Genomic DNA, 19,146 nt, shown 5'->3' with positions numbered 1-19,146 from the left:
GTGCAGCTTACCGACAGCCCTGCGCTCTGCTAAAATGCGCCGCCTTATCCGTCTGTAGGCTGCACCGTGCCATTTACCTGGGTTGACTGGGCGATCGTTGCGATCGTCGCCATCTCCGCATTGATCAGTCTGAGCCGCGGCTTCGTCAAGGAAGCCCTCTCGCTGCTGACCTGGATCATCGCGGGAGTCGTAGCCTGGATGTTTGGTGGTTCGCTGTCCCAGTACCTCGCCGGATACATCGAAACTCCATCGGCCCGCGTGATCGCGGGCTGTGCCATCTTGTTTATCGCCACCTTGCTGGTTGGCGCAATGATCAATTATCTGATCGGCGAACTGATTCGCGTCACCGGGCTTTCCGGGACGGACCGGTTCCTGGGCATGGCCTTCGGCGCGGCGCGTGGCGCGTTGCTGGTGGTCGTGGCCGTCGGGCTCTTGAGCCTGGGGCCGGTGCAGCAGGATACGTGGTGGCAGGAGTCCCGGCTCGTGCCACAATTTCTATTGGTCGCAGACTGGTCCAAGAACCTGATCCTGGGTTGGAGCAGTCAGTGGCTTGCCAGCGGTATCAGCGTACCCGCTGAAATACCGTTCAAGGAACACCTCTTGCCGATGGCCAAAACGCCGCAGTGAGTGTTGTTCAGTTCAGATCCATTAAGTAGGGGTTGCGTCGCATGTGTGGCATCGTCGGTATCGTCGGTAAGTCGAACGTCAATCAGGCGCTGTATGACGCGCTAACCGTGCTCCAGCACCGCGGCCAGGACGCTGCCGGTATCGTGACCAGCCATGACGGCCGGTTATTCCTGCGCAAGGACAACGGCCTGGTGCGTGACGTGTTCCATCAGCGTCACATGCAGCGCCTGGTCGGTCACATGGGTATCGGCCACGTGCGCTACCCGACCGCGGGCAGTTCGACGTCGGCTGAAGCCCAGCCGTTCTACGTCAACTCGCCTTACGGCATCACCCTGGCCCACAACGGCAACCTGACCAACGTCGAGCAACTGGCCAAGGAGATCTACGAATCTGACTTGCGCCACGTCAACACCAGTTCCGACTCGGAAGTGATGCTCAACGTGTTCGCCCATGAGCTGGCCCAGCGCGGCAAGCTGCAGCCTACCGAAGAAGACGTGTTCGCGGCCGTGACCGACGTGCACAACCGTTGCGTGGGTGGCTACGCGGTGGTGGCGATGATCACCGGCTACGGCATCGTCGGTTTCCGCGATCCCCACGGGATCCGTCCGATCGTGTTCGGCCAGCGTCACACTGATGAAGGCGTCGAGTACATGATCGCCTCCGAAAGCGTGTCCCTGGACGTGCTGGGCTTCACTCTGATTCGCGACCTGGCCCCAGGCGAAGCGGTCTACATCACGGAAGATGGCAAGCTGCACACCCGTCAGTGCGCGACCAATCCGACCCTGACTCCGTGCATCTTCGAACACGTCTACCTGGCGCGTCCGGACTCGATCATCGACGGTGTCTCGGTCTACAAGGCCCGTCTGCGCATGGGCGAGAAGCTGGCCGACAAGATCCTGCGCGAGCGTCCGGAACACGACATCGACGTGGTCATCCCGATTCCGGACACCAGCCGCACCGCGGCCCTGGAGCTGGCGAACCACTTGGGCGTCAAGTTCCGCGAAGGCTTCGTGAAGAACCGCTACATCGGCCGGACCTTCATCATGCCGGGCCAGGCCGCACGGAAGAAATCCGTACGCCAGAAGCTCAACGCCATCGAGCTGGAATTCCGCGGCAAGAACGTGATGCTGGTGGACGACTCCATCGTGCGCGGCACCACGTGCAAGCAGATCATCCAGATGGCCCGTGAAGCCGGCGCCAAGAACGTGTATTTCTGCTCCGCGGCCCCGGCCGTGCGTTACCCGAACGTCTACGGCATCGACATGCCGAGTGCCCATGAGCTGATCGCTCATAATCGCACCACCCAGGACGTCGCCGACCTGATCGGCGCCGACTGGTTGATCTACCAGGACCTGCCGGACCTGATCGAAGCGGTCGGCGGTGGCAAGATCAAGATCGAGCAGTTCGATTGCGCGGTATTCGACGGCAAGTACGTCACCGGCGACATCGACGAGGCCTACCTGAACAAGATCGAGAACGCGCGTAACGATGCGTCCAAGGCCAAGACTCAGGCGGTCAGTGCGATCATCGATCTGTACAACAACTGATTGACGAACCGGCCCTGAGGGGCCGGTTTGCGTTTAAACCGAATTCAGGAGTGACAGCATGAGTCAGGATTGGGATGCCGGTCGGCTGGACAGCGACCTTGAAGGTGTAGCGTTCGATACCCTGGCGGTTCGCGCGGGTCAGCACCGCACGCCGGAAGCCGAACATGGCGATCCGATGTTCTTCACCTCCAGCTACGTGTTCCGCACCGCTGCCGATGCGGCCGCACGCTTTGCTGGCGAAGTGCCGGGCAATGTTTACTCGCGCTACACCAACCCGACCGTGCGGGCTTTCGAGGAGCGTATCGCCGCCCTGGAAGGCGCCGAGCAAGCCGTGGCCACTGCCACTGGCATGGCGGCGATCATGGCCGTGGTGATGAGTCTGTGCAGCGCCGGTGACCATGTGCTGGTATCGCGCAGCGTCTTTGGCTCGACCATCAGCCTGTTCGAGAAGTACTTCAAGCGCTTTGGCGTGGAAGTCGATTACGTGCCCCTGGCGGACCTGTCCGGTTGGGATGCCGCAATCAAGGCCAACACCAAGCTGCTCTTTGTTGAATCTCCCTCTAACCCGCTCGCCGAGCTGGTGGACATCGCCGCGCTGGCGGAAATCGCCCACGCCAAGGGTGCCATGCTGGTGGTCGACAACTGCTTCTGCACTCCGGCGCTGCAACAGCCGCTGAAGCTGGGCGCGGACGTGGTGGTGCATTCGGCGACCAAGTTCATCGACGGCCAGGGCCGTTGCATGGGTGGCGTGGTGGCCGGTCGTGGCGAACAGATGAAAGAGGTGGTGGGCTTCTTGCGTACCGCAGGTCCTACTCTTAGTCCGTTCAACGCCTGGATCTTCCTCAAGGGCCTGGAAACCTTGGGCCTGCGCATGAAAGCCCATTGCGCCAACGCCCAGGCCCTGGCCGAGTGGCTGGAGCAGCAGGACGGCATCGAGAAAGTGCATTACGCCGGCCTCAAGAGCCATCCGCAACATGACCTGGCCTTGCGTCAGCAGCGCGGTTTCGGTGCGGTGGTGAGCTTCGAGGTCAAAGGGGGCAAGGAGGGCGCCTGGCGCTTCATCGACGCCACCCGGCTGATCTCCATCACTGCCAACCTGGGTGACAGCAAGACCACCATTACCCACCCGAGCACCACGTCCCACGGTCGCTTGTCGCCCCAGGAGCGTGAGTCGGCGGGTATTCGTGACAGCCTGATCCGCGTTGCGGTCGGCCTGGAAGACGTGGCGGACCTGCAAGCCGACCTGGCCCGCGGGTTGGCGGCCTTGTGATCGAGCTGGCTACGCCGCCGAGCGGCACTCATGGCCGGGTTGCACTGGTTACGGGCGCCGCGCGGGGTATCGGCCTGGGCATCGCCGCCTGGCTGATCTGTGAAGGCTGGCAGGTGGTGCTGACCGACCTGGATCGCGAACGCGGTTCCAAGGTGGCGAAGACTCTGGGCGACAATGCCTGGTTCATCGCCATGGACGTGGCGGACGAGGCGCAGGTCGCCACCGGTATCGCCGAGGTGCTCGGGCAGTTTGGGCGGCTCGACGCGCTGGTGTGCAACGCGGCCATCGCCGACCCGCACAACATCACCCTGGAAAGCCTGGACCTGGCTTATTGGAATCGGGTCCTGGCGGTGAACCTGGGGGGGCCGATGCTGCTGGCCAAGCACTGCGCGCCGTACCTGCGCGCCCACAACGGCGCCATCGTCAACCTGGCCTCGACCCGCGCCGCGCAATCGGAACCCGACACCGAGGCCTATGCCGCGAGCAAGGGTGGCTTGCTGGCCCTGACCCATGCCCTGGCGATCAGCCTGGGGCCGGAGATCCGGGTCAACGCCGTCAGCCCCGGTTGGATCGACGCGCGGGACCCCTCCCAGCGTCGCGCACAGCCGTTGACTGATGCCGACCACGCCCAGCATCCAGCGGGCAGGGTAGGCACGGTAGAGGACGTGGCGGCGATGGTGGCGTGGCTGTTGTCGCGCAATGCCGGTTTTGTCACGGGGCAGGAGTTCGTGGTGGACGGCGGCATGACCAAGAAAATGATTTATAAGTGAGGGCGGTTGCGGGTGCCGTTTGAAACTGTTTTGAAAAAACTTCAACCCTGCTATTGACTTAGCTTCGGTACCTGCGTAAATTTCGCGGCCTCAACGAAGCAAAGGGTGATTAGCTCAGCTGGGAGAGCGTCTGCCTTACAAGCAGAATGTCGGCGGTTCGATCCCGTCATCACCCACCATGTTTTACGAGAGTCTTGCGAAAGCGAGACGGAAGCTGTCAAAAGCCTCCACCGACGCGCAGCGGTAGTTCAGTCGGTTAGAATACCGGCCTGTCACGCCGGGGGTCGCGGGTTCGAGTCCCGTCCGCTGCGCCATATTTTCCGAAGCAGGTTCGCCTGGTTCGAGGTTCAAACTCAAGGGTTTGGGTCAGACGAGTTAACTGGACGCAAGTCCATAGCGATACGCAGCGGTAGTTCAGTCGGTTAGAATACCGGCCTGTCACGCCGGGGGTCGCGGGTTCGAGTCCCGTCCGCTGCGCCATATCTGCTTCGAGGCCCACTGAACGCCTTGAAGCTAAGAAGAAAGCTGCAAAGCTACTTCTAGTCGATAGCAAAGACCCTGGTCGAAAGACCGGGGTTTTTTGTTTTCGGGATTTGAAAGATTGGAACAAGCCTGTGGCGAGGGGTTTGCTGTGGCGAGGGGATTTAGCGAAACGTCGCACCGCCCCGTTGGGCTGCGAAGCAGCCCTTGTTGTTGGGCGCTTCAGAACCCCAATTTATCCCGCAACCCGTAATACCAAGCCCCCATCGCCGCGAACGGCGTACGCAACAATTGCCCGCCGGGGAAGGGGTAGTGGGGCAGGTCCGCAAACGCATCAAAACGCTCAGCCTGACCACGCAGCGCTTCAGCCAGGACTTTGCCCGCCAGGTGCGTATACGTCACGCCATGGCCGCTGCAGCCCTGGGAATAATAAATGTTATCCCCCAGCCGCCCGACCTGAGGAAGGCGCGACAGCGTCAGCAGGAAATTTCCGGTCCAGGCGTAATCGATCTTCACATCCTTGAGCTGCGGAAACGCCTTGAGCATCTTCGGTCGGATGATCGCTTCGATGTTCGCCGGATCCCTCGCGCCATACACCACGCCGCCACCGAAGATCAGACGCTTGTCCCCCGTCAGCCGGTAGTAATCGAGCAAGTAGTTGCAGTCTTCGACGCAATAGTCCTGAGGCAGCAGGCTATGAGCCAACTCATCGCCCAACGGCTCGGTGGCGATCACCTGGGTACCGCAAGGCATGGACTTGGCCGCCAGTTCCGGCACCAGATTGCCCAGGTAGGCATTGCCGGCCACGATAATGAACTTGGCCCTGACCTTGCCCTGCGGTGTATGCACAACCGGGCTGGCGCCACGCTCGATGCGCACCGCTGGCGACTGTTCATAAATCACCCCACCCAGCGACTCCACCGCCGCCGCTTCACCCAAGGCCAGGTTGAGCGGATGAATATGCCCGCCGCTCATATCCAGCATGCCGCCCACATACTCCTCGCAAGCCACCACCTCGCGAATACGGCGCTGATCCAGCAACTCCAACTGGGTATGCCCGAAACGCTCCCATAAACGCTTCTGCGACTCCAGGTGGCCCATCTGTTTAGCGGTGAGGGCAGCGAATACGCCGCCGTCCTTCAAATCGCACTGAATCTGATACTTCGCCACCCGCTCGCGAATGATCCGCCCACCCTCGAACGCCATATTGCCCAGCAACTGCGCCTGCTGAGGCCCGACGCTACGCTCGATCACATCGATGTCGCGGCTATAACTGTTAACGATCTGCCCGCCGTTGCGACCCGAAGCCCCAAAGCCGACCTTCGCCGCCTCAAGCACGGTGACCTTGAAACCGTTCTCCAGCAAAAACAGCGCAGAAGACAGACCGGTGTAACCAGCGCCGATCACGCAAACATCCGTCTCAACGTCATCCTGCAGGGCAGGGCGCGGAGGAACCGGGTTGGCTGACGCGGCGTAATAGGACGCTGGATAGGATGTGTTCGCCATTCTGCAACCTCTGTTTTATATTTTTTACGAATGCGCCGATCCTACCCGAGTTAAAAATCGGCCGCCAGCCACCGCCAAATCTTCGTCGCATCGGTGAAATTAAATATTTTGCATATTCATAGGGTTAGGTGAAAAAAAGGTGTTGACACCCCTCCGGAATTCCGTAGAATGCCGCCTCACAGCAGGCACGTAGCTCAGTTGGTTAGAGCACCACCTTGACATGGTGGGGGTCGTTGGTTCGAGTCCAATCGCGCCTACCAAACAAAATCCGCTCTGCTGGGCGGTCTAGAAGGGCTCACCGAAAGGTGGGCCCTTTTTTGTTGGCGTACATAAGGACATGGTCATGCGGGTTGTCACTTCCGTAACTTTTCTTTCCATAGCACTTGCTGGTTGCTCTGGAATACCTTCAGTTCCATACGAAGAGCCTGCTCAATCAGAGGGAGTGGCGCGTGTTCGCGTTATCACGAACTCTGATGTGTACGGAGATAGCATCGTCGGCAGTTGTGCTCCTGCTACCCGGCATAAGATGGCTGAAGCCGGACGTTTCGGGGGGGACGAGACAGCGAACATCAACTATCCGCAGTATCCCCTGAAGTCGGCGAGCGTTGGCGTACCGAAAAGAGTTTGGCCCAGTCTTATCCAGTACATCCCTGCAATTCGGATGGGGGAAGGGGCTTACAAAGAGGTCGTAACCGAGTATCGCGTCAGGACGGATCTGCCATTCCAAATTGCAACCCGGGGCGCGACCATTGCGGGCAACGGCAGCTCTTACCGGACCTGTGGTGGCCAGGCGCTCGTTTACAAGCTGGAACCAGGGAAAGACTACGAAGCGGTGGTAGGGGTGGATGGCAGACCAAGCAAAGATGGCGATCCAGCGCTAATTTGCATGTTGGCGGTTCTCGAACTTACCACTTTGCCTGGCACTTCGATTGTGATTCCCCAAAAGCTGACGCATGCTGCGCCTCCGCAGGTGGTCTGCAAAAACTGATAAGTACAGCCCGCCGTCGAGCGGGTTTTGCGTTTAGCAGAAACGAGAAAGCCCTGATTTTGATTGGGGCTTTCTCGTTGTGGCGAATAAAAGGGAAAAACGGGACAGGCCACGATTATGAAGCGGTCAAGTAATGAACTCATTAGCGTGGCCTAGGCCCGCTCCGTCGGGCTAGAGTTTTTTAAGCCTGCCCTTGATAAAAGGTGATTGTCTCTTTTAAAGAGTCCGAGAACTCATAGATTTCATCGAGCGAATTGATCGGATGTCGAGTTTCATTCTTGTCTTTATCAAAAACACCTAGATACTTTTGAGTTCTGTTGAAATGGAGTCTTGCTATTGGTTTTCGATTGTTGTCGTCTAATAAAATTCCAAAATAACTCTGAGTATCTCGGTGTGCGATCCGCTTTGCGTCTATTACTGTGCGCACTATCGCCTTTATGATATGGAAGCCCTCTAGCTCTTCCATCGTAGTGAGGACTCTATCCTCGGGCGTGTCACTTGTTCCTGGTTGGCTTTCGGATACAACCAGTTCAGCCGGGGTAGGTAGCGGAACGCCGCTGATAGCAGACTTCAAACGATCGTTAATCTGATCGTTTAGGAACTGAGCTGCGGCTTTTTTGGTAAGAAGCGCGAACTGCTCTCTTACTTTTTGAGTAATTACCCCTTCGTAGATTCGAGAGGCAAAGAAGCGCACAAAGTCGTCATCGGGCTGTGTGAACTGTGAGGCCATTTCCCTTTTTATCTGGCCTACGTATTTTAATTCACCTGCGGCGTTGATTATGGATTCAACGTCGAACGCTGATTTTGTGAGCTTTTGCAGCTCGGGAATCACGTGTTCATCAATGTCTAAAAGATCTATTTCCAAAAATGGTTTTTCATCCATTTTGTTGGGCGCATCTAAGTCGGTGAAAAATCTATAGAGTCTGCCGTTCGTTAAGATTGAAATTCTGGCTGTCGTGACATGGAAATATCTAAATAGCTGACTAGCGTGATTTATATTTAACGGTTCGCCGATTTTTTTGGTTTCAATAAGAATCTGAATTTGTCCGTTTTTTAAAATTGCGTAATCAATTTTCTCGCCTTTTTTTGTACCAATGTCACATACGTATTCGGGCACGACTTCAGATGGATCGAAGACATCATAGCCGAGCACTGTATGAATGAATGGCATTACAAACGCGGTCTTTGTTGCTTCCTCGGTTTGGATCGTTGAAGCTAATTGGTTCACCTTCGCCGACATTGCGTTCAAGCGTTCTACAAATTCCATTTGCTAGCTCCGTTGCGCGTTTACCCGACTGGGCCCATAGAGGCTTAACGCTACTACTTGTCAGGTCTACTCGAATACTGGCTTTTCGTCCATGCTGGATACCCGGACAGCTGGAGGAACTGTACAGCTGTCCGGGATCTTGGCCTGCCTCGGCCTTCTGTCGCATTCAAGAGTCCCACGTAGGTCCGGCGGCGTAGGAAAATTCTGAAAATATCCCCAAAAGCACTATTCTGACCCGAAGCCTATCGCCGGAGATTTTCTGTCGCGTTACGACTCCGAACGTCGCTGCACAATCGGCGATCGGGCTTGGTAACCCGGTGGAATAGGGCGTAACAGTGCTCCCAAGAAAAGGGGATATATTTCTCCGCGCTGAAAGCTGTGGTTTTGGCTGGTTCGGAAAAAGCTGTTCCCTTTTCCGTCCCCTTTTCCCTGCGTCCTTTAGCTACGGCTTTTGAGGGCTCAAACTCGCGCTGCGAGAGGCATAACGCAAATTCCTACACAAACCTCGGAAATCAGTGCATTGCAGCATCTGGATATGCAACTTATTGTCTCTCTGTCGCCCAGATGGCGATTCGGGTTTGGCGACTCGATTGAATGAAGCGCAGAAGCTCCTGCTACACTGCGGGGCTTTTTTGCAGTTGCAGACTGCTTTATGGCAGCTGTGCGCGGGAGACTTTCGAGTCTGCCGGTTCGCTTTCATTCCCGGTTCGCCAACCCGAGCACAGCTGCCACCCCATTCGTTTGGCGACGTTTGAGTGGTAGTCCTTATCAATTGAATGAAGGTACTACTCATGACCCGATACATGCCCATCACCGGCATCGACTGCATCCCCGCAACCCTGCTCATCGACACCGAGGCGCCTCTAGACGTCCTTTTCGAAACCGCCGATTACCGTATCCGCACGGTGACCCAAGTCTTGGAAAATATCGCGTTTCGCTCGGACATCAGCTCAGACACGGTGGTGCTGACTGATTTTTGTAAATTGCTGACCACATCGCTACGTGATGGTTGTGATGTCATGGATGTGATTGGAAGACGATTGCGGGCGCAGGCGGCGGAATAATGAAGACGGGCGACTTATAAGTAAGCCGCCCGTTTCATAAGAGGAGAACGGGGACAGACTACGATTATGAGGCGGTCCAATTACAAGTGAACTCAAAATCGTGGTTTGTCCCCAGTCTTTCGTCTTTCCGAGCTAGCCGCGTTTCTGGACGTATTTGCATACGTCGATGATGGCTCTGGAAGACGGAAGAGGTTAGCCGGCCAACGGTGAGGTCCCCGTGCAACGAAGCAAACGAAGCCCTGTTCAAGGCATGTACCCGCGCATTGCGGGCTAGGTCCTATAAGTTAGCGCTCTGTGAGTGATAACCTACGAGTTCTTCCATAAATGATATTGGACCAATTATGAAAAGCTGTGTGAGGACGCTTGGAGCTAGCCTCGCCAACAGTATAGTGATCCCCGCCGCATGGTTGTCGGGGCTTGCGACGATAGGACTCTTGTGGGGCATGATAGAGTTTTCGCCCGATAAGCTTACAGTCGAAGGACGTCAGCTTTTCCTGGCTTCTGTTTCTATTTTTTGCCTCGCCATATGGCATTTGATACGGCGCAAGAGACGAGCAAAAGCACTTGTAGCATCCATCAACCTAAAAGAAGGCCTGAACCTTGATGATACTCAGCTGCTCGGCTATCCAAGCCCCATATTTCTTGCCTTTGACCTCTCCAACAAGAAACTCGCTCAATGCCAAAGCGCCACCGGCGACTATCAAATTCGAGACTTCACGTGGGTAACAGGCTGGCAGTGTGAGTGGCAACGGATTGACAGCAGGGTGTCGGGCGGGGTTCTTCAAATAGTCGATGGGGCGGGCATGAGCGTTCCAGCCGACGAGATTCGGCGTAGATTCATAGGATTCTCACTGGTTTTGACGGTTGCCGATACAAGCCATCCTCTCCTCCGTTTTCCAATGAACCGGAGCGCAGCTGAAGGGTGGTGCGCCCGGTGCAATGTACTTTTCAAGGACTAAACACGAAACATCACACCAGAAGATAATTATCTTTAGAGCTCGCGCTAGCAGCTCGGCGAGCAGTCGCCAGAAGAAATTGAACATCGGTAGTCTTGACTTGATAGCGTTACGTGAAAAGCTCATGGATGGGGGCTGCGAATGGGCAAACCATGTGTTCCGATGTCCATTCGAAATGAGGACCGTTGATGCCGTACAACTACACGAACGGCCGCTACCTGGTCTTCAAAGGCAATGGCAGCGACGGGGCGCCCTTGGGCCGGATTCACCAGGACGGAAAAGTTCGAAACCTCCGGGGTGAGCCGCTGTACTACATAGACATGGACGAACGTGCGTTCATTTCGGTCGATTTTGTCTTTCAGGGTGAAATACAAAAATGTCGCGACACGTTTTGTGTACTTAGCGACAAAACGCTTTTCACATTTTCCGAGATGCAGGTTAAGCCACTGGGAAACGAGACCGAGGAGCAGGCGCTTCACAAGGAGTTCAAAAGGAGGGCGCTAAGTTTGGCAGGGCAGATCGTTCAGGCGAAGAATGAGATGGTGCAGGCACGCTTGGATATGGCCTGGTCCAATTTAAACCCTTGCCGCCGTTTCCGTGCCTTCTTCACGAGCCGGACCCGAAGGGAGCGAGCATCGCTGGGCTGGCGTTACAGTGGGTTAGAAAGTGATCATGAGTTCAAATCGGAGTCTGTCCCCGTCTCCTCATCGTCATTCGCGACAATGGGCTTGTGGGCTGCGGATGTAAGGACAACACAGGCAGACCACGATTATGAGGCGGTCCGATTACACGTTAACTCAAATCGCGGTCTGTCCCCAGCTTTCTGGTTTCCGCCGATTGAGGTGGGTTCCATAGTGGCACTTACAGCAAGTCCCCGTCGTAGCTCGCGCTGGGAAAGCATCCAGTCAATCTATACTCCGCGTTTTGCCCGGACACTCGTCAATTGATTGGGACTTAAATGAAAAAGGTAGTTTTGGCTCTCTCGCTGGCCGCACTGGTAGCCTGCATGCCTTATCAATCAGTGAGCTCGCCAGATCCAAATTGGATGCGTCTGGGTGGAGAAGAGCCTGAAGGTTATCCAAGGACGTTTGTTGAGAACCTGAGCGGCCATTGCGCTCTGGTTACCGAGTCATGGACTGATGGAAGAATCAACGGTCGTCTTTTGTGGACCAAAAAGCAGTCTCGAAAAGCTATTACCTGCCCATAGGCATCTGTGTAAGGGCTGATTCGGGGCGGGGAGAAGGGGCATGCCGCGATTTTTGAGATCGCTAAATTAATGTACGCAATATCGTGGCCTGTCCCAGTCGTTCTGACTCCCACCCCGGCTCGTAGTAGCGAAGTAATGGTGCTAAATTCTGCGCGTCCAGCGTGTGCGCCCAGCTGGCTCGGCGGGGATATTCAACGCCCTCTCTCAACCGATTTTGTGGATATGGAAATTCAATGAACACATCCAAGCTTTCGATTGCGCTGTCCTGTGCTGTTGCTGTTTTGATGTTGAGCGGATGCGCTGCCTCTGTAAAAAGCGGCGGAACTGAAACGCTCGTCATTCAGGAGTCAGCCAAGCAGAATCTGGTCGTTAACTTTGAAGGAAATAGCAAGGTTCAACAAAACGAGGACTGGCCTCGCTTGAAGCGGGAGTGGAATGACGCCCTTCAGGTCGAAGCAACTCGCGCCGGCTACAGCCTTACAGAAGCTCAGGCATCAAGCCTCGACGGCAAGGACGGTGTTGGTATCAAGATCAACGTGACCAATTTCCGTTACCTGACCCCAGGCGCTCGCTACGGAGCAGGGGTTATGGTGGGGAATGCGTGGGTCAACTCCAGTGCAGATTACTCGGACCTGAAATCAGGCCGCCTGATTGGAACTCGGACGTATGACACGTCGTCTTCTGCCTGGGAAGGTGTCATGTCGGCTATGACCCAAGAGCAGGTTCAGGCTATTTCTCAGAAAATCATCAGTGACATCAAGAGCGCAAAAGCCAAGTGATGCAATCCTGGCTAATCAGCGTCGTTGATCGGGGCGGGTGTCGATCTGATGCACGCCGCTGTTGATCTTTCGGAAAGCGGATAGGTGGCAGGGGAAACGGGGGACAGGTCACGATTATGGGATTCAGATGAATTCAAAATCGTGGTTTGTTCTGGTTTTTTAGTGGCTGGCTAGTCATCTGTTTTTAGTTTTTTAATGTCTCCGTTTGAAGTCTTGAAGTAGTTTATTATATCTTTTTGTTGTAATCCCGAGATTACTTTCATTTCGTTGAGGTTGTTGAAGTGAAAGAGCTTTAGTTCTCCGGCGTATGTGGCGACAATTGTTTCGTCGTTTTCAAGGTGGCATACATACATGTTGTGAAATGGGCCGCGTGTTTCGGGCCAGTCATCAGGCTTGGTGGTTGTGGATGGTATTGGGCCGGCGAACGTTTGATCGTTTCCTGACTTGAAGTCTTCAGTTAGATTTCCTGTATAAAATTCAAGGTGACCAATAACATATTCTATTTTTCGAGTTTGAGGTGGTGCCGATGGAAAGTGGTAAATGTCATTAAAGTCTCGGCTTAGAAAAGAGCCTGTGTCTCTATAGTTTCCTGCAGAATTGATCCCCTTGGAGATTTTCCATGATTCCCAGTAGGTTACAGTTTGGTTGGGGGTTTTTTCTACAAAGACTTCATCTGCCAGTGAAAACTCTCTTGTTGTAATAGTGACTTTTTGTATTAGATATCCATCCGATTTGGGGTTGTTAATTAAGAATGAACATTTCCAGCTTACGTCTCTTCCTTGTGTTCTGCTAGGTAAGTCCAGAGAAACTATTGCTATTTGGGGTTTGTCTTTCATTAATTCCATATGTGCGATCCTCCGGGGGTATTACTTTCGGACTCCAAGAACCTTGAGCAGACTTATGGTTGAACGCCTGATCACCGGTGGAGTAGACCAGGACTTCAGTATGATCGATACCACGACAAGTCACGAACGCTGGTGTCTTGTGAGAGTGGTCCTTACCTATCCAGCCCTCCGAACTGGAAGCATAGCTGCGTATGGAAAAATGGAAAGACCACGATTGTGGGACGAGCTGATTGCAAATGAGCTCAAAATTGTGGTGTGTTCCCAGTTCTCTCTTTTGCTCGAAACCTTGTTGCTCATACAGGTCCGGTACCGAGAGTGCGAATGGTTGGTCGTTAGCCAGGTCTGGACACCTGCATAGTGTTCTGGCGCGTGATGTAATCGCGTTGATGCTGATGAAGCAACGCCCCCGAGGAAGGGTCAATCAATGCCAAAGAAACTTCAGGAAAGCAAAGCAGCGACTGCTGCTGACATTGAGCGTTCTATCCAGGCGCTGAACAAAATGGCTGAACGCCTTTGGGGTGATGGGCGGGAAGCTGAGGCGAAAGCCCTGCTCGATGCCTTGGATGCTTTAAACAGGGCGCTCGATAGGATCAGGATTGGGGAGAGTCGCCGGGTTCTTCATTGAAGCGTGTAGATATTGGGGGCACACCCACGATATGAAGCGGGTTTCCGATTCAGCCGTTGCTGTGCCCCAACAACCACTCACTAAACACCTGTACAGCCGCCTGCCGTTCCCGCCCCGGCACACACACCACGGTATACCGCGCACCCTCCAGGCGAACCTCTGGCCGATAGCCAACCAATTCCCCACGCACAACCGCCTCAGCGACCAGCACATTGCTGGCGAGCACCAGCCCATGCCCGGCAATCGCTGCTTGCAATGCATGCTGTTCCTCGTCATAACGCCGGAATCGTGCGTTATCCAACCAGTCCAGAATGCCGGCCCTGGCGCACCATACCGGCCAATCAACCGCCACGCTCGCGCTACTCAGCCACGGCACATCGATCAGCTCGATGGGCGACCCTGCTGTGGGCGGTTGCCAGCCAGGGCGGCAATAAACGCCAAAGTACTCGTCCAGCAAAGGCTGTTCGAACAGTTGTGGGTCAGGCGTGAACAGGGCGCGGATCGCCAGGTCGATGCTGGCGTCTCGCAGCAGGTCGACCACGTCGTTGCTGGTATGCAGCCTGACGTCGATATCCGGGTACAACCGATGGAAATCCCCCAGCCGAGGTATCAACCACAGGCTGGCGAACGCCGGCGTGGTGCTCACGACCAGGGACTGCGCAACACAAGGCGGCGCCAACACTTGCAGGCCGTGCTGGATATCAAGCAGGGCGCGGTGCATGTAAGGGTGGAGGCGCTCGCCGTCGGCGCTCAGGCGCACGTTTTGGCTGGAGCGTTCGAACAGGCGCACGCCAAGGAAGGCTTCAAGGCTTTTGACCTGATGGGAAATCGCCGCCGGACTGACATTCAGTTCCTGGGCCGCTGCCTTGAAGCTGCCCAGCCGTGCGGCGGACTCGAAGCCGCGCAGGGCGGTGAGGGGCAGTTTGGCGAACATGGGCGGGTAGGTTACTCAGGTTGAGCGTGGCTCAATTTAGCTCAATTGTGCGCGGCGGCTCAACTTGCCAGGCTGTGGTTTCCAAGTCCAACCAAGGAGCTCTCCGATGCAAGGCGCACCCCGTAAAATCCTCCAGGCCATCCTCTACGAAGCCGGCGGCGTGCTGTTCGTCGCACCGGCGCTGGCGCTGATCTACGGTCAGGGCATGGGCTATTCAACCCTGCTGTCACTGGTTATTTCTGCCGTCGCGCTGGCCTGGAACATGCTGTTCAACGGCTTGTTCGAGTGGTGGGAGCGTCGCCAACGCAGCCGCCATCGCAACTGGCAGCGACGACTGCTCCATTCCCTGGGATTTGAAGGTGGCTTGACGCTGATTCTTACCCCCGTGATCGGGGCGTGGTTGGGCATTAGCCTGTGGCTGGCGTTGGTGACTAACCTGGGGCTGTTTGTGTTCTTCTTTTTTTACTCGCTGGTTTTTCAATGGCTGTTTGATCGGGTGTTTGATGTTCCGCTTTCGGCGCAGTCCTGAAGGCGGCTTTCGTTGGCTACAAAGTAAGCGTCATTCAGGCATCTCCCATATAGTGGCAATTAAATGGCATGATTGGCGCTCACCTAAGGAGAGACGCATGCAGTTTTTACAAAAGGAAAAACGCCATTATTTGACTGACGAGTTCATCGGCACGGAGCAAGGGTGCGGCATATTCATACCTGCCAACAAAGCGCTCTACAGCTTTGTGCGAGAAAATCCCAGTCATACCGATCATGCGCAGGTGGCTTCAAAGGCGCTGATCATTGGTCGCAGCCTGGCTGCATCGGTCGAGCATCGCACCAAGGATGAGGAGGATGGCTATGAGGGTTCCACGGGAGGCTTCTATGCGCGGTTGGCTAAATCTATTTGCAGCTCAGATGTAGGTCTGGAAGCGTCCTTTCTTCCAGTCGGGGAAAGGCTTGCCGGATCTGTCTGTATCGCGGTGAACAAGGTGCATTCCCGGCTCTGCGAGGCTATCAGTGCCGTCACTAACAAGGACGCGAGCAGCTTCGCTTCGAAGTATCTGCACTTCCATTACCCGACTTTGTTTCCAATGGTCGATTCGCGAGCCCGGGAAGCGCTGAAGTGGATCGCGGATGAGGAGGGGTTGGTTTTCGCTCCGACCACGGCGGGTATGTCGAAAAACTACGCGACCTACGTAGACTTCTACTTGCGCGTTCGCAGCCTGTTTGAAGAAGAACTTGGCCGGGAAATCAGTCTTAGGCAGATGGATAATATTCTGCTTAATCGCTACGACAATTGGGTTTAGAGACATCCTTTCAAACCTGCGTTGGCGGTTTTTATCGGAGCAACTAAGGCGCTAAGGTCATCTTGAGGGGGCTCCCAATGTTCTCCCAATTCTTCGGCAGTGTCCCGAGTTACCAGCGTCAGGTACTGATATCGATCCGCAACGCCCAGCCGACCGCAATCGATGAAACCCGTAAAACGGCCGTCAATACCTCCCGATCGACAAGCCCGGCTTCCATTCGGGCTTGGGCCTTGGCAATGCGATGGCTGGTGCTATGGTCGAAGGGGCATCGACCGGATCGAGTTGATGGAGTTGGCGCTGGGCGTCGGCGATGACATTGACCTTGGCTGCCTCGTCGATGGGGGCTGACAGCAGGTCAACCCCCGGCACTGCACTTAACAACAGCCAATCCCTGTCAGTTGTGTGGGCTTCATCAAGGACATGGGCGCAAGGTGTGCCGGTAGACGCCAGCCAACGCAGACCAGGGCAGGGTGTCATTGGTCGGCGACTCGTCTAGACCGGGGTTTATACGGGGATAAAGGGTTGTCATGCAGGTTGATGGCGACTACCCTGAAAATGTTTGGATTGTTACGAAGTGTTTCAAGCGTGACGATTTTCGGTAAACCTACTTAAGGACGAGGTGAACACAATGTTTTCTCATGAAGGTACTGCAATAGAGGTTCTGCTCTTCATTTTTGGCTTTGCTGGGTTTGCCCTGGCGCTGTGGTTTTTTCACTCTTATTTTGAGCGCAAGAGAGAGAATGGTGTAAAAAAACAACATTTCGAGCGTTGAACACCAACTGTCGCTTCTTTCGCAGGTATGTAATCCCCAGAAACAACAAACCCGCACACTCATGATGAGGTGCGGGCTCTTGATGACTCAAGCCTGCAATCAGAGACGCATGCCCTTGAACGGGTTCCAGCCTTGCTCGCCTTTCACTTCTTTGAGGTAGTACGCGTAGTTGGTCATGAGTGCGTACATCATCGACAGGGCGATGCTCAGGCCCGTGTTCAAAGGCCGAGGAAACTCCATGCCGATGATTGCGAAGATCACGCTCAATGCGATGTTGATCGCCAGGAAAATCCCAAGCAGGGCAAGATTTTTCTTCCACAGGCCCAGGACGAACAGGTAGATAGGGCCGAAGAAAAATGCAATCACGTTGGCGTTGATGAGAATTTTCTTCTTGAAGCCAGGCAGCGTCTTGACGGCTTCCTTGTAACGCGGGTCGTTTGGTGCCCCATAGGTTTCAAAGAAATCAAAGCGTTCCTGCCACTTCGCGCTGTACTTACCGGCGCTTTGCACTTGTTCGGTGCTGCTCATTGTTTAAGGCTCCTGTTTTCCATGAATGTTTTTTTCTTCCGAGAAATCCTGTGCCCTGTGTTTAGAGCATTGATTGCCTTGGTCTTGTCGAGAGGGCTCAAGTGAATCGCGTGAGGTGCTTATTCTGCCGTTTTATGGTCGTCGGTGTGGAACATTCCATACTGGTAGCTTAAGCGCTCATCTGGTCTGTGACGTGCTTCACTCTATTTGTTTCAACGGGCTCCTACTGCTCCAAGGCCGTCAGGTAGTCAGTCGCCTTCCGGTACTTTTCAAGTCGGTCCAGGTCTTTCTGGCTTGGTTCGCCTATGCGAGATAAATCGCTGTTTTCCGCAAGGTCAGCCAGCTTCACTCGGCGCGCTATCGGGTCTCGCGCAGCTCGCTCGATAAAGGCCTGGTAAGTCTCCCCCTCGCGCTTGGTGAGGGAGTCGATGGCGCCAACGACCGCCTCACTGAAGCCTTCATTGCGCAGGTCGGCGAGGGTTACAGCGGTATCTTCGACCACGTCATGCAGCACCGCCACAATGCGCTCCTGATCATGGGCCAGGCGCAGCATGACCTTCAGTGGATGCAAAACGTAAGGGGAGCCGCCCTTATCCACTTGCCCTTCATGGGCCTGCGCGCAAATCGATATCGCTCTTTCAAGAGTACTCATGACATTTACCTTTAGCGTAGTGGCAATTTGATGCTGTTTCGGGTTGAATGACGCCGTTTTAAATGGGGAAATGGGGCAAGGTGCGCGTTCAGCGCGAGCTTTATGACTGTTTGCCTTTGGCAAGTGAGTGGCTGATTTTTATTCAGGGAGTGAAGTGTTGTGTATAAAACCACGATTGTCGTGTCGAGTCTGACTGAGTACATCGACGCAGTTAAGAAGCTCAATAAAGAATCCAGTACGGTCCACGGGTCGGTATATCGAGGCCAAGGCAACGCTAACTGGGGGTTAACGACTTCTCTGGCTCGAAGCCCCAAAACCAGGTCAGGGGATTTGATCTCCAGGGCCATCAAGGCCTTCAGGAAATTCAACGCCGAGCGTCACGCCTATCATCGACTGTCCTCCCACAATGATTGGGATGTGCTCGCGCTGGCGCAGCACTATGGCATGCCTACTCGCTTGCTGGATTGGTCGTTGTCGCCCTTGGTTGCGCTTTTTTTCGCACTGGACGGCGTGAGGTACAAGCGGATTCCTCTGATCGAGAATGCTAGTTTGATCGCTGGCTACAATGAAAACGACACGATTCCTGTCGATATGGATGACAGGGTTGGGATCGTTGAAAATGACGCCGCTGTGTATGTGGTGACACCTCGCGGTGAACATATCTGGGTGGAAACCAACGCCTTACCGGAAGACGTTTTTTCGAGCGTCCCGGATGCTCGCGAAGACGGGTTCTGTTTCTACACGCCGAACTATATGAATGACCGGCTGAGGTCTCAAAGCGGTTTGTTCAGTATTGGCTACGAGGTAGAGGACAGTTTTCCAGCGTCAGAGGCGCACCAAATCGTCATAAGAAAACAGAGCGTAGCGACGGTGTTTTCCGAGCTGTTGTTAATGAATTTCGGTTCGAAGCTTGTTTATGGCGACCTGGAAGGCTTATGCAAGGATTTGACGTTCACCAACTTTGGTGGTTTTGCCACTCGAAACTCTAACTGAACGGTAGCCATCCAAAGTCGCCCGCCGCATAAGCGGGC

Annotated in this window: 20 protein-coding genes, 4 tRNA genes and 1 pseudogene; 18 read left to right on the top strand and 7 right to left on the bottom strand. The window is 55.1% G+C overall.

Annotated features, from left to right (window positions below; genetic code table 11):
• Positions 1-66: 66 nt before the first annotated feature.
• The 7 genes from PBDP_RS19975 (at position 67) to PBDP_RS19945 (ending at position 4,694) form a co-directional block, all read left to right on the top strand.
• Positions 67-627 carry a CvpA family protein gene (locus PBDP_RS19975; RefSeq protein WP_003179770.1) on the top strand — a complete coding sequence of 187 codons (561 nt, stop codon included), beginning with the start codon at positions 67-69 and terminating at the stop codon, positions 625-627.
• 41 nt (positions 628-668) lie between these two features.
• The gene (gene purF, locus PBDP_RS19970; protein ID WP_109754607.1) at positions 669-2,174 is read left to right on the top strand and encodes an amidophosphoribosyltransferase; all 1,506 of its coding nucleotides are present in this window, start codon (positions 669-671) and stop codon (positions 2,172-2,174) included.
• A gap of 58 nt (positions 2,175-2,232) precedes the next feature.
• Entirely contained in the window at positions 2,233-3,444 is a 1,212-nt protein-coding gene (locus tag PBDP_RS19965) for an O-succinylhomoserine sulfhydrylase (RefSeq protein WP_109754608.1), read from the top strand.
• Positions 3,441-4,214 (top strand): SDR family oxidoreductase, encoded by a 774-nt coding sequence (locus PBDP_RS19960; protein WP_109754609.1) that lies wholly within the window; start codon positions 3,441-3,443, stop codon positions 4,212-4,214. Before PBDP_RS19965 ends, PBDP_RS19960 begins: the two co-directional genes overlap by 4 nt.
• 103 nt (positions 4,215-4,317) lie before the next feature.
• A tRNA-Val gene (locus PBDP_RS19955) sits at positions 4,318-4,393 on the top strand.
• A 58-nt stretch (positions 4,394-4,451) separates the two neighbouring features.
• A tRNA-Asp gene (locus PBDP_RS19950) sits at positions 4,452-4,528 on the top strand.
• 89 nt (positions 4,529-4,617) lie between these two features.
• Positions 4,618-4,694: transfer RNA gene (locus tag PBDP_RS19945), tRNA-Asp, on the top strand.
• Positions 4,695-4,916: 222 nt separating this feature from the next.
• On the opposite strand, the gene PBDP_RS19940 is transcribed toward PBDP_RS19945, so the two are convergent.
• On the bottom strand, positions 4,917-6,200 hold the full coding sequence (locus PBDP_RS19940; RefSeq protein ID WP_134925098.1) for an NAD(P)/FAD-dependent oxidoreductase: 1,284 nt from the start codon (positions 6,198-6,200) through the stop codon (positions 4,917-4,919).
• A 183-nt stretch (positions 6,201-6,383) separates the two neighbouring features.
• Between PBDP_RS19940 and PBDP_RS19935 the strand changes: the two genes are divergently transcribed.
• Together PBDP_RS19935 and PBDP_RS19930 are read left to right on the top strand one after the other, a co-directional pair.
• Positions 6,384-6,460: transfer RNA gene (locus PBDP_RS19935), tRNA-Val, on the top strand.
• A gap of 83 nt (positions 6,461-6,543) precedes the next feature.
• On the top strand, positions 6,544-7,188 hold the full coding sequence (locus PBDP_RS19930; RefSeq protein WP_212801220.1) for a hypothetical protein: 645 nt from the start codon (positions 6,544-6,546) through the stop codon (positions 7,186-7,188).
• Positions 7,189-7,369: 181 nt separating this feature from the next.
• Here PBDP_RS19930 and PBDP_RS19925 read toward each other — a convergent pair whose 3' ends face one another.
• The gene (locus PBDP_RS19925) at positions 7,370-8,455 is read right to left on the bottom strand and encodes a type I restriction endonuclease (protein ID WP_176689388.1); all 1,086 of its coding nucleotides are present in this window, start codon (positions 8,453-8,455) and stop codon (positions 7,370-7,372) included.
• A gap of 791 nt (positions 8,456-9,246) precedes the next feature.
• Between PBDP_RS19925 and PBDP_RS19920 the strand changes: the two genes are divergently transcribed.
• From PBDP_RS19920 to PBDP_RS19905, 4 genes are all read left to right on the top strand, one after another.
• The gene (locus PBDP_RS19920; RefSeq protein ID WP_003203821.1) at positions 9,247-9,519 is read left to right on the top strand and encodes a hypothetical protein; all 273 of its coding nucleotides are present in this window, start codon (positions 9,247-9,249) and stop codon (positions 9,517-9,519) included.
• A 443-nt stretch (positions 9,520-9,962) separates the two neighbouring features.
• On the top strand, positions 9,963-10,478 hold the full coding sequence (locus PBDP_RS19915; protein ID WP_249411813.1) for a hypothetical protein: 516 nt from the start codon (positions 9,963-9,965) through the stop codon (positions 10,476-10,478).
• A gap of 185 nt (positions 10,479-10,663) precedes the next feature.
• Positions 10,664-11,422: a hypothetical protein gene (locus tag PBDP_RS19910; RefSeq protein WP_212801218.1), complete on the top strand. Its 759-nt coding sequence runs from the start codon at positions 10,664-10,666 to the stop codon at positions 11,420-11,422.
• A gap of 493 nt (positions 11,423-11,915) precedes the next feature.
• Positions 11,916-12,461: a DUF4410 domain-containing protein gene (locus PBDP_RS19905; RefSeq protein ID WP_176689397.1), complete on the top strand. Its 546-nt coding sequence runs from the start codon at positions 11,916-11,918 to the stop codon at positions 12,459-12,461.
• 170 nt (positions 12,462-12,631) lie between these two features.
• On the opposite strand, the gene PBDP_RS19900 is transcribed toward PBDP_RS19905, so the two are convergent.
• Positions 12,632-13,306, bottom strand: a complete 675-nt coding sequence (locus tag PBDP_RS19900; protein WP_212801217.1) for a hypothetical protein — start codon at positions 13,304-13,306, stop codon at positions 12,632-12,634.
• A gap of 424 nt (positions 13,307-13,730) precedes the next feature.
• Between PBDP_RS19900 and PBDP_RS19895 the strand changes: the two genes are divergently transcribed.
• The gene (locus tag PBDP_RS19895; RefSeq protein WP_013693816.1) at positions 13,731-13,931 is read left to right on the top strand and encodes a hypothetical protein; all 201 of its coding nucleotides are present in this window, start codon (positions 13,731-13,733) and stop codon (positions 13,929-13,931) included.
• A gap of 49 nt (positions 13,932-13,980) precedes the next feature.
• Here PBDP_RS19895 and PBDP_RS19890 read toward each other — a convergent pair whose 3' ends face one another.
• On the bottom strand, positions 13,981-14,865 hold the full coding sequence (locus PBDP_RS19890; RefSeq protein ID WP_212801216.1) for a LysR substrate-binding domain-containing protein: 885 nt from the start codon (positions 14,863-14,865) through the stop codon (positions 13,981-13,983).
• Positions 14,866-14,971: 106 nt separating this feature from the next.
• Between PBDP_RS19890 and PBDP_RS19885 the strand changes: the two genes are divergently transcribed.
• Complete coding sequence (locus PBDP_RS19885; protein ID WP_163857741.1) at positions 14,972-15,394, top strand: PACE efflux transporter; 423 nt, start codon at positions 14,972-14,974, stop codon at positions 15,392-15,394.
• 97 nt (positions 15,395-15,491) lie between these two features.
• Positions 15,492-16,163: a hypothetical protein gene (locus PBDP_RS19880; protein WP_212801215.1), complete on the top strand. Its 672-nt coding sequence runs from the start codon at positions 15,492-15,494 to the stop codon at positions 16,161-16,163.
• On the opposite strand, the pseudogene PBDP_RS29995 reads toward PBDP_RS19880, so the two are convergent.
• A pseudogene (locus PBDP_RS29995) lies at positions 16,160-16,622 on the bottom strand (phosphotransferase); the annotation flags it as partial. The gene PBDP_RS19880 and the pseudogene PBDP_RS29995 sit on opposite strands and share 4 nt — an antisense overlap.
• A gap of 169 nt (positions 16,623-16,791) precedes the next feature.
• Between PBDP_RS29995 and PBDP_RS19875 the strand changes: the two are divergent.
• Complete coding sequence (locus tag PBDP_RS19875; protein WP_176689403.1) at positions 16,792-16,935, top strand: hypothetical protein; 144 nt, start codon at positions 16,792-16,794, stop codon at positions 16,933-16,935.
• A gap of 99 nt (positions 16,936-17,034) precedes the next feature.
• Here the strand turns inward: PBDP_RS19875 and PBDP_RS19870 are convergent, their stop codons facing one another.
• Both PBDP_RS19870 and PBDP_RS19865 read right to left on the bottom strand, forming a co-directional pair.
• The gene (locus PBDP_RS19870; protein ID WP_163857748.1) at positions 17,035-17,463 is read right to left on the bottom strand and encodes a DUF2628 domain-containing protein; all 429 of its coding nucleotides are present in this window, start codon (positions 17,461-17,463) and stop codon (positions 17,035-17,037) included.
• Between the two features lie 223 nt (positions 17,464-17,686).
• Positions 17,687-18,115, bottom strand: coding sequence for an HD domain-containing protein (locus tag PBDP_RS19865; protein WP_176689404.1), 429 nt, complete (start codon positions 18,113-18,115; stop codon positions 17,687-17,689).
• A 159-nt stretch (positions 18,116-18,274) separates the two neighbouring features.
• On the opposite strand from PBDP_RS19865, the gene PBDP_RS19860 reads away from it, so the two are divergent.
• Positions 18,275-19,108 carry an FRG domain-containing protein gene (locus PBDP_RS19860; protein ID WP_212801214.1) on the top strand — a complete coding sequence of 278 codons (834 nt, stop codon included), beginning with the start codon at positions 18,275-18,277 and terminating at the stop codon, positions 19,106-19,108.
• The last annotated feature ends 38 nt before the right edge of the window (positions 19,109-19,146 follow it).

Source organism: Pseudomonas sp. St290 (genome assembly GCF_018325805.1).
GTDB classification, from domain to species: Bacteria; Pseudomonadota; Gammaproteobacteria; order Pseudomonadales; family Pseudomonadaceae; genus Aquipseudomonas; species Aquipseudomonas bijieensis.
Note: the sequence above shows the minus strand (reverse complement) of the source record. Positions and strands in the feature narration are given on the sequence as shown.

Excerpts from the sequence above, each read along its gene's own strand:
- purF (WP_109754607.1), top strand. The coding sequence starts at position 669 with ATGTGTGGCATCGTCGGTATCGTCGGTAAGTCGAACGTCAATCAGGCG.
- PBDP_RS19965 (WP_109754608.1), top strand. The coding sequence starts at position 2,233 with ATGAGTCAGGATTGGGATGCCGGTCGGCTGGACAGCGACCTTGAAGGT.
- PBDP_RS19940 (WP_134925098.1), bottom strand. The coding sequence starts at position 6,200 with ATGGCGAACACATCCTATCCAGCGTCCTATTACGCCGCGTCAGCCAAC.
- PBDP_RS19930 (WP_212801220.1), top strand. The coding sequence starts at position 6,544 with ATGCGGGTTGTCACTTCCGTAACTTTTCTTTCCATAGCACTTGCTGGT.
- PBDP_RS19925 (WP_176689388.1), bottom strand. The coding sequence starts at position 8,455 with ATGGAATTTGTAGAACGCTTGAACGCAATGTCGGCGAAGGTGAACCAA.
- PBDP_RS19920 (WP_003203821.1), top strand. The coding sequence starts at position 9,247 with ATGACCCGATACATGCCCATCACCGGCATCGACTGCATCCCCGCAACC.
- PBDP_RS19915 (WP_249411813.1), top strand. The coding sequence starts at position 9,963 with ATGATAGAGTTTTCGCCCGATAAGCTTACAGTCGAAGGACGTCAGCTT.
- PBDP_RS19910 (WP_212801218.1), top strand. The coding sequence starts at position 10,664 with ATGCCGTACAACTACACGAACGGCCGCTACCTGGTCTTCAAAGGCAAT.
- PBDP_RS19905 (WP_176689397.1), top strand. The coding sequence starts at position 11,916 with ATGAACACATCCAAGCTTTCGATTGCGCTGTCCTGTGCTGTTGCTGTT.
- PBDP_RS19900 (WP_212801217.1), bottom strand. The coding sequence starts at position 13,306 with ATGGAATTAATGAAAGACAAACCCCAAATAGCAATAGTTTCTCTGGAC.
- PBDP_RS19895 (WP_013693816.1), top strand. The coding sequence starts at position 13,731 with ATGCCAAAGAAACTTCAGGAAAGCAAAGCAGCGACTGCTGCTGACATT.
- PBDP_RS19890 (WP_212801216.1), bottom strand. The coding sequence starts at position 14,865 with ATGTTCGCCAAACTGCCCCTCACCGCCCTGCGCGGCTTCGAGTCCGCC.
- PBDP_RS19885 (WP_163857741.1), top strand. The coding sequence starts at position 14,972 with ATGCAAGGCGCACCCCGTAAAATCCTCCAGGCCATCCTCTACGAAGCC.
- PBDP_RS19880 (WP_212801215.1), top strand. The coding sequence starts at position 15,492 with ATGCAGTTTTTACAAAAGGAAAAACGCCATTATTTGACTGACGAGTTC.
- PBDP_RS19875 (WP_176689403.1), top strand. The coding sequence starts at position 16,792 with ATGTTTTCTCATGAAGGTACTGCAATAGAGGTTCTGCTCTTCATTTTT.
- PBDP_RS19870 (WP_163857748.1), bottom strand. The coding sequence starts at position 17,463 with ATGAGCAGCACCGAACAAGTGCAAAGCGCCGGTAAGTACAGCGCGAAG.
- PBDP_RS19865 (WP_176689404.1), bottom strand. The coding sequence starts at position 18,115 with ATGAGTACTCTTGAAAGAGCGATATCGATTTGCGCGCAGGCCCATGAA.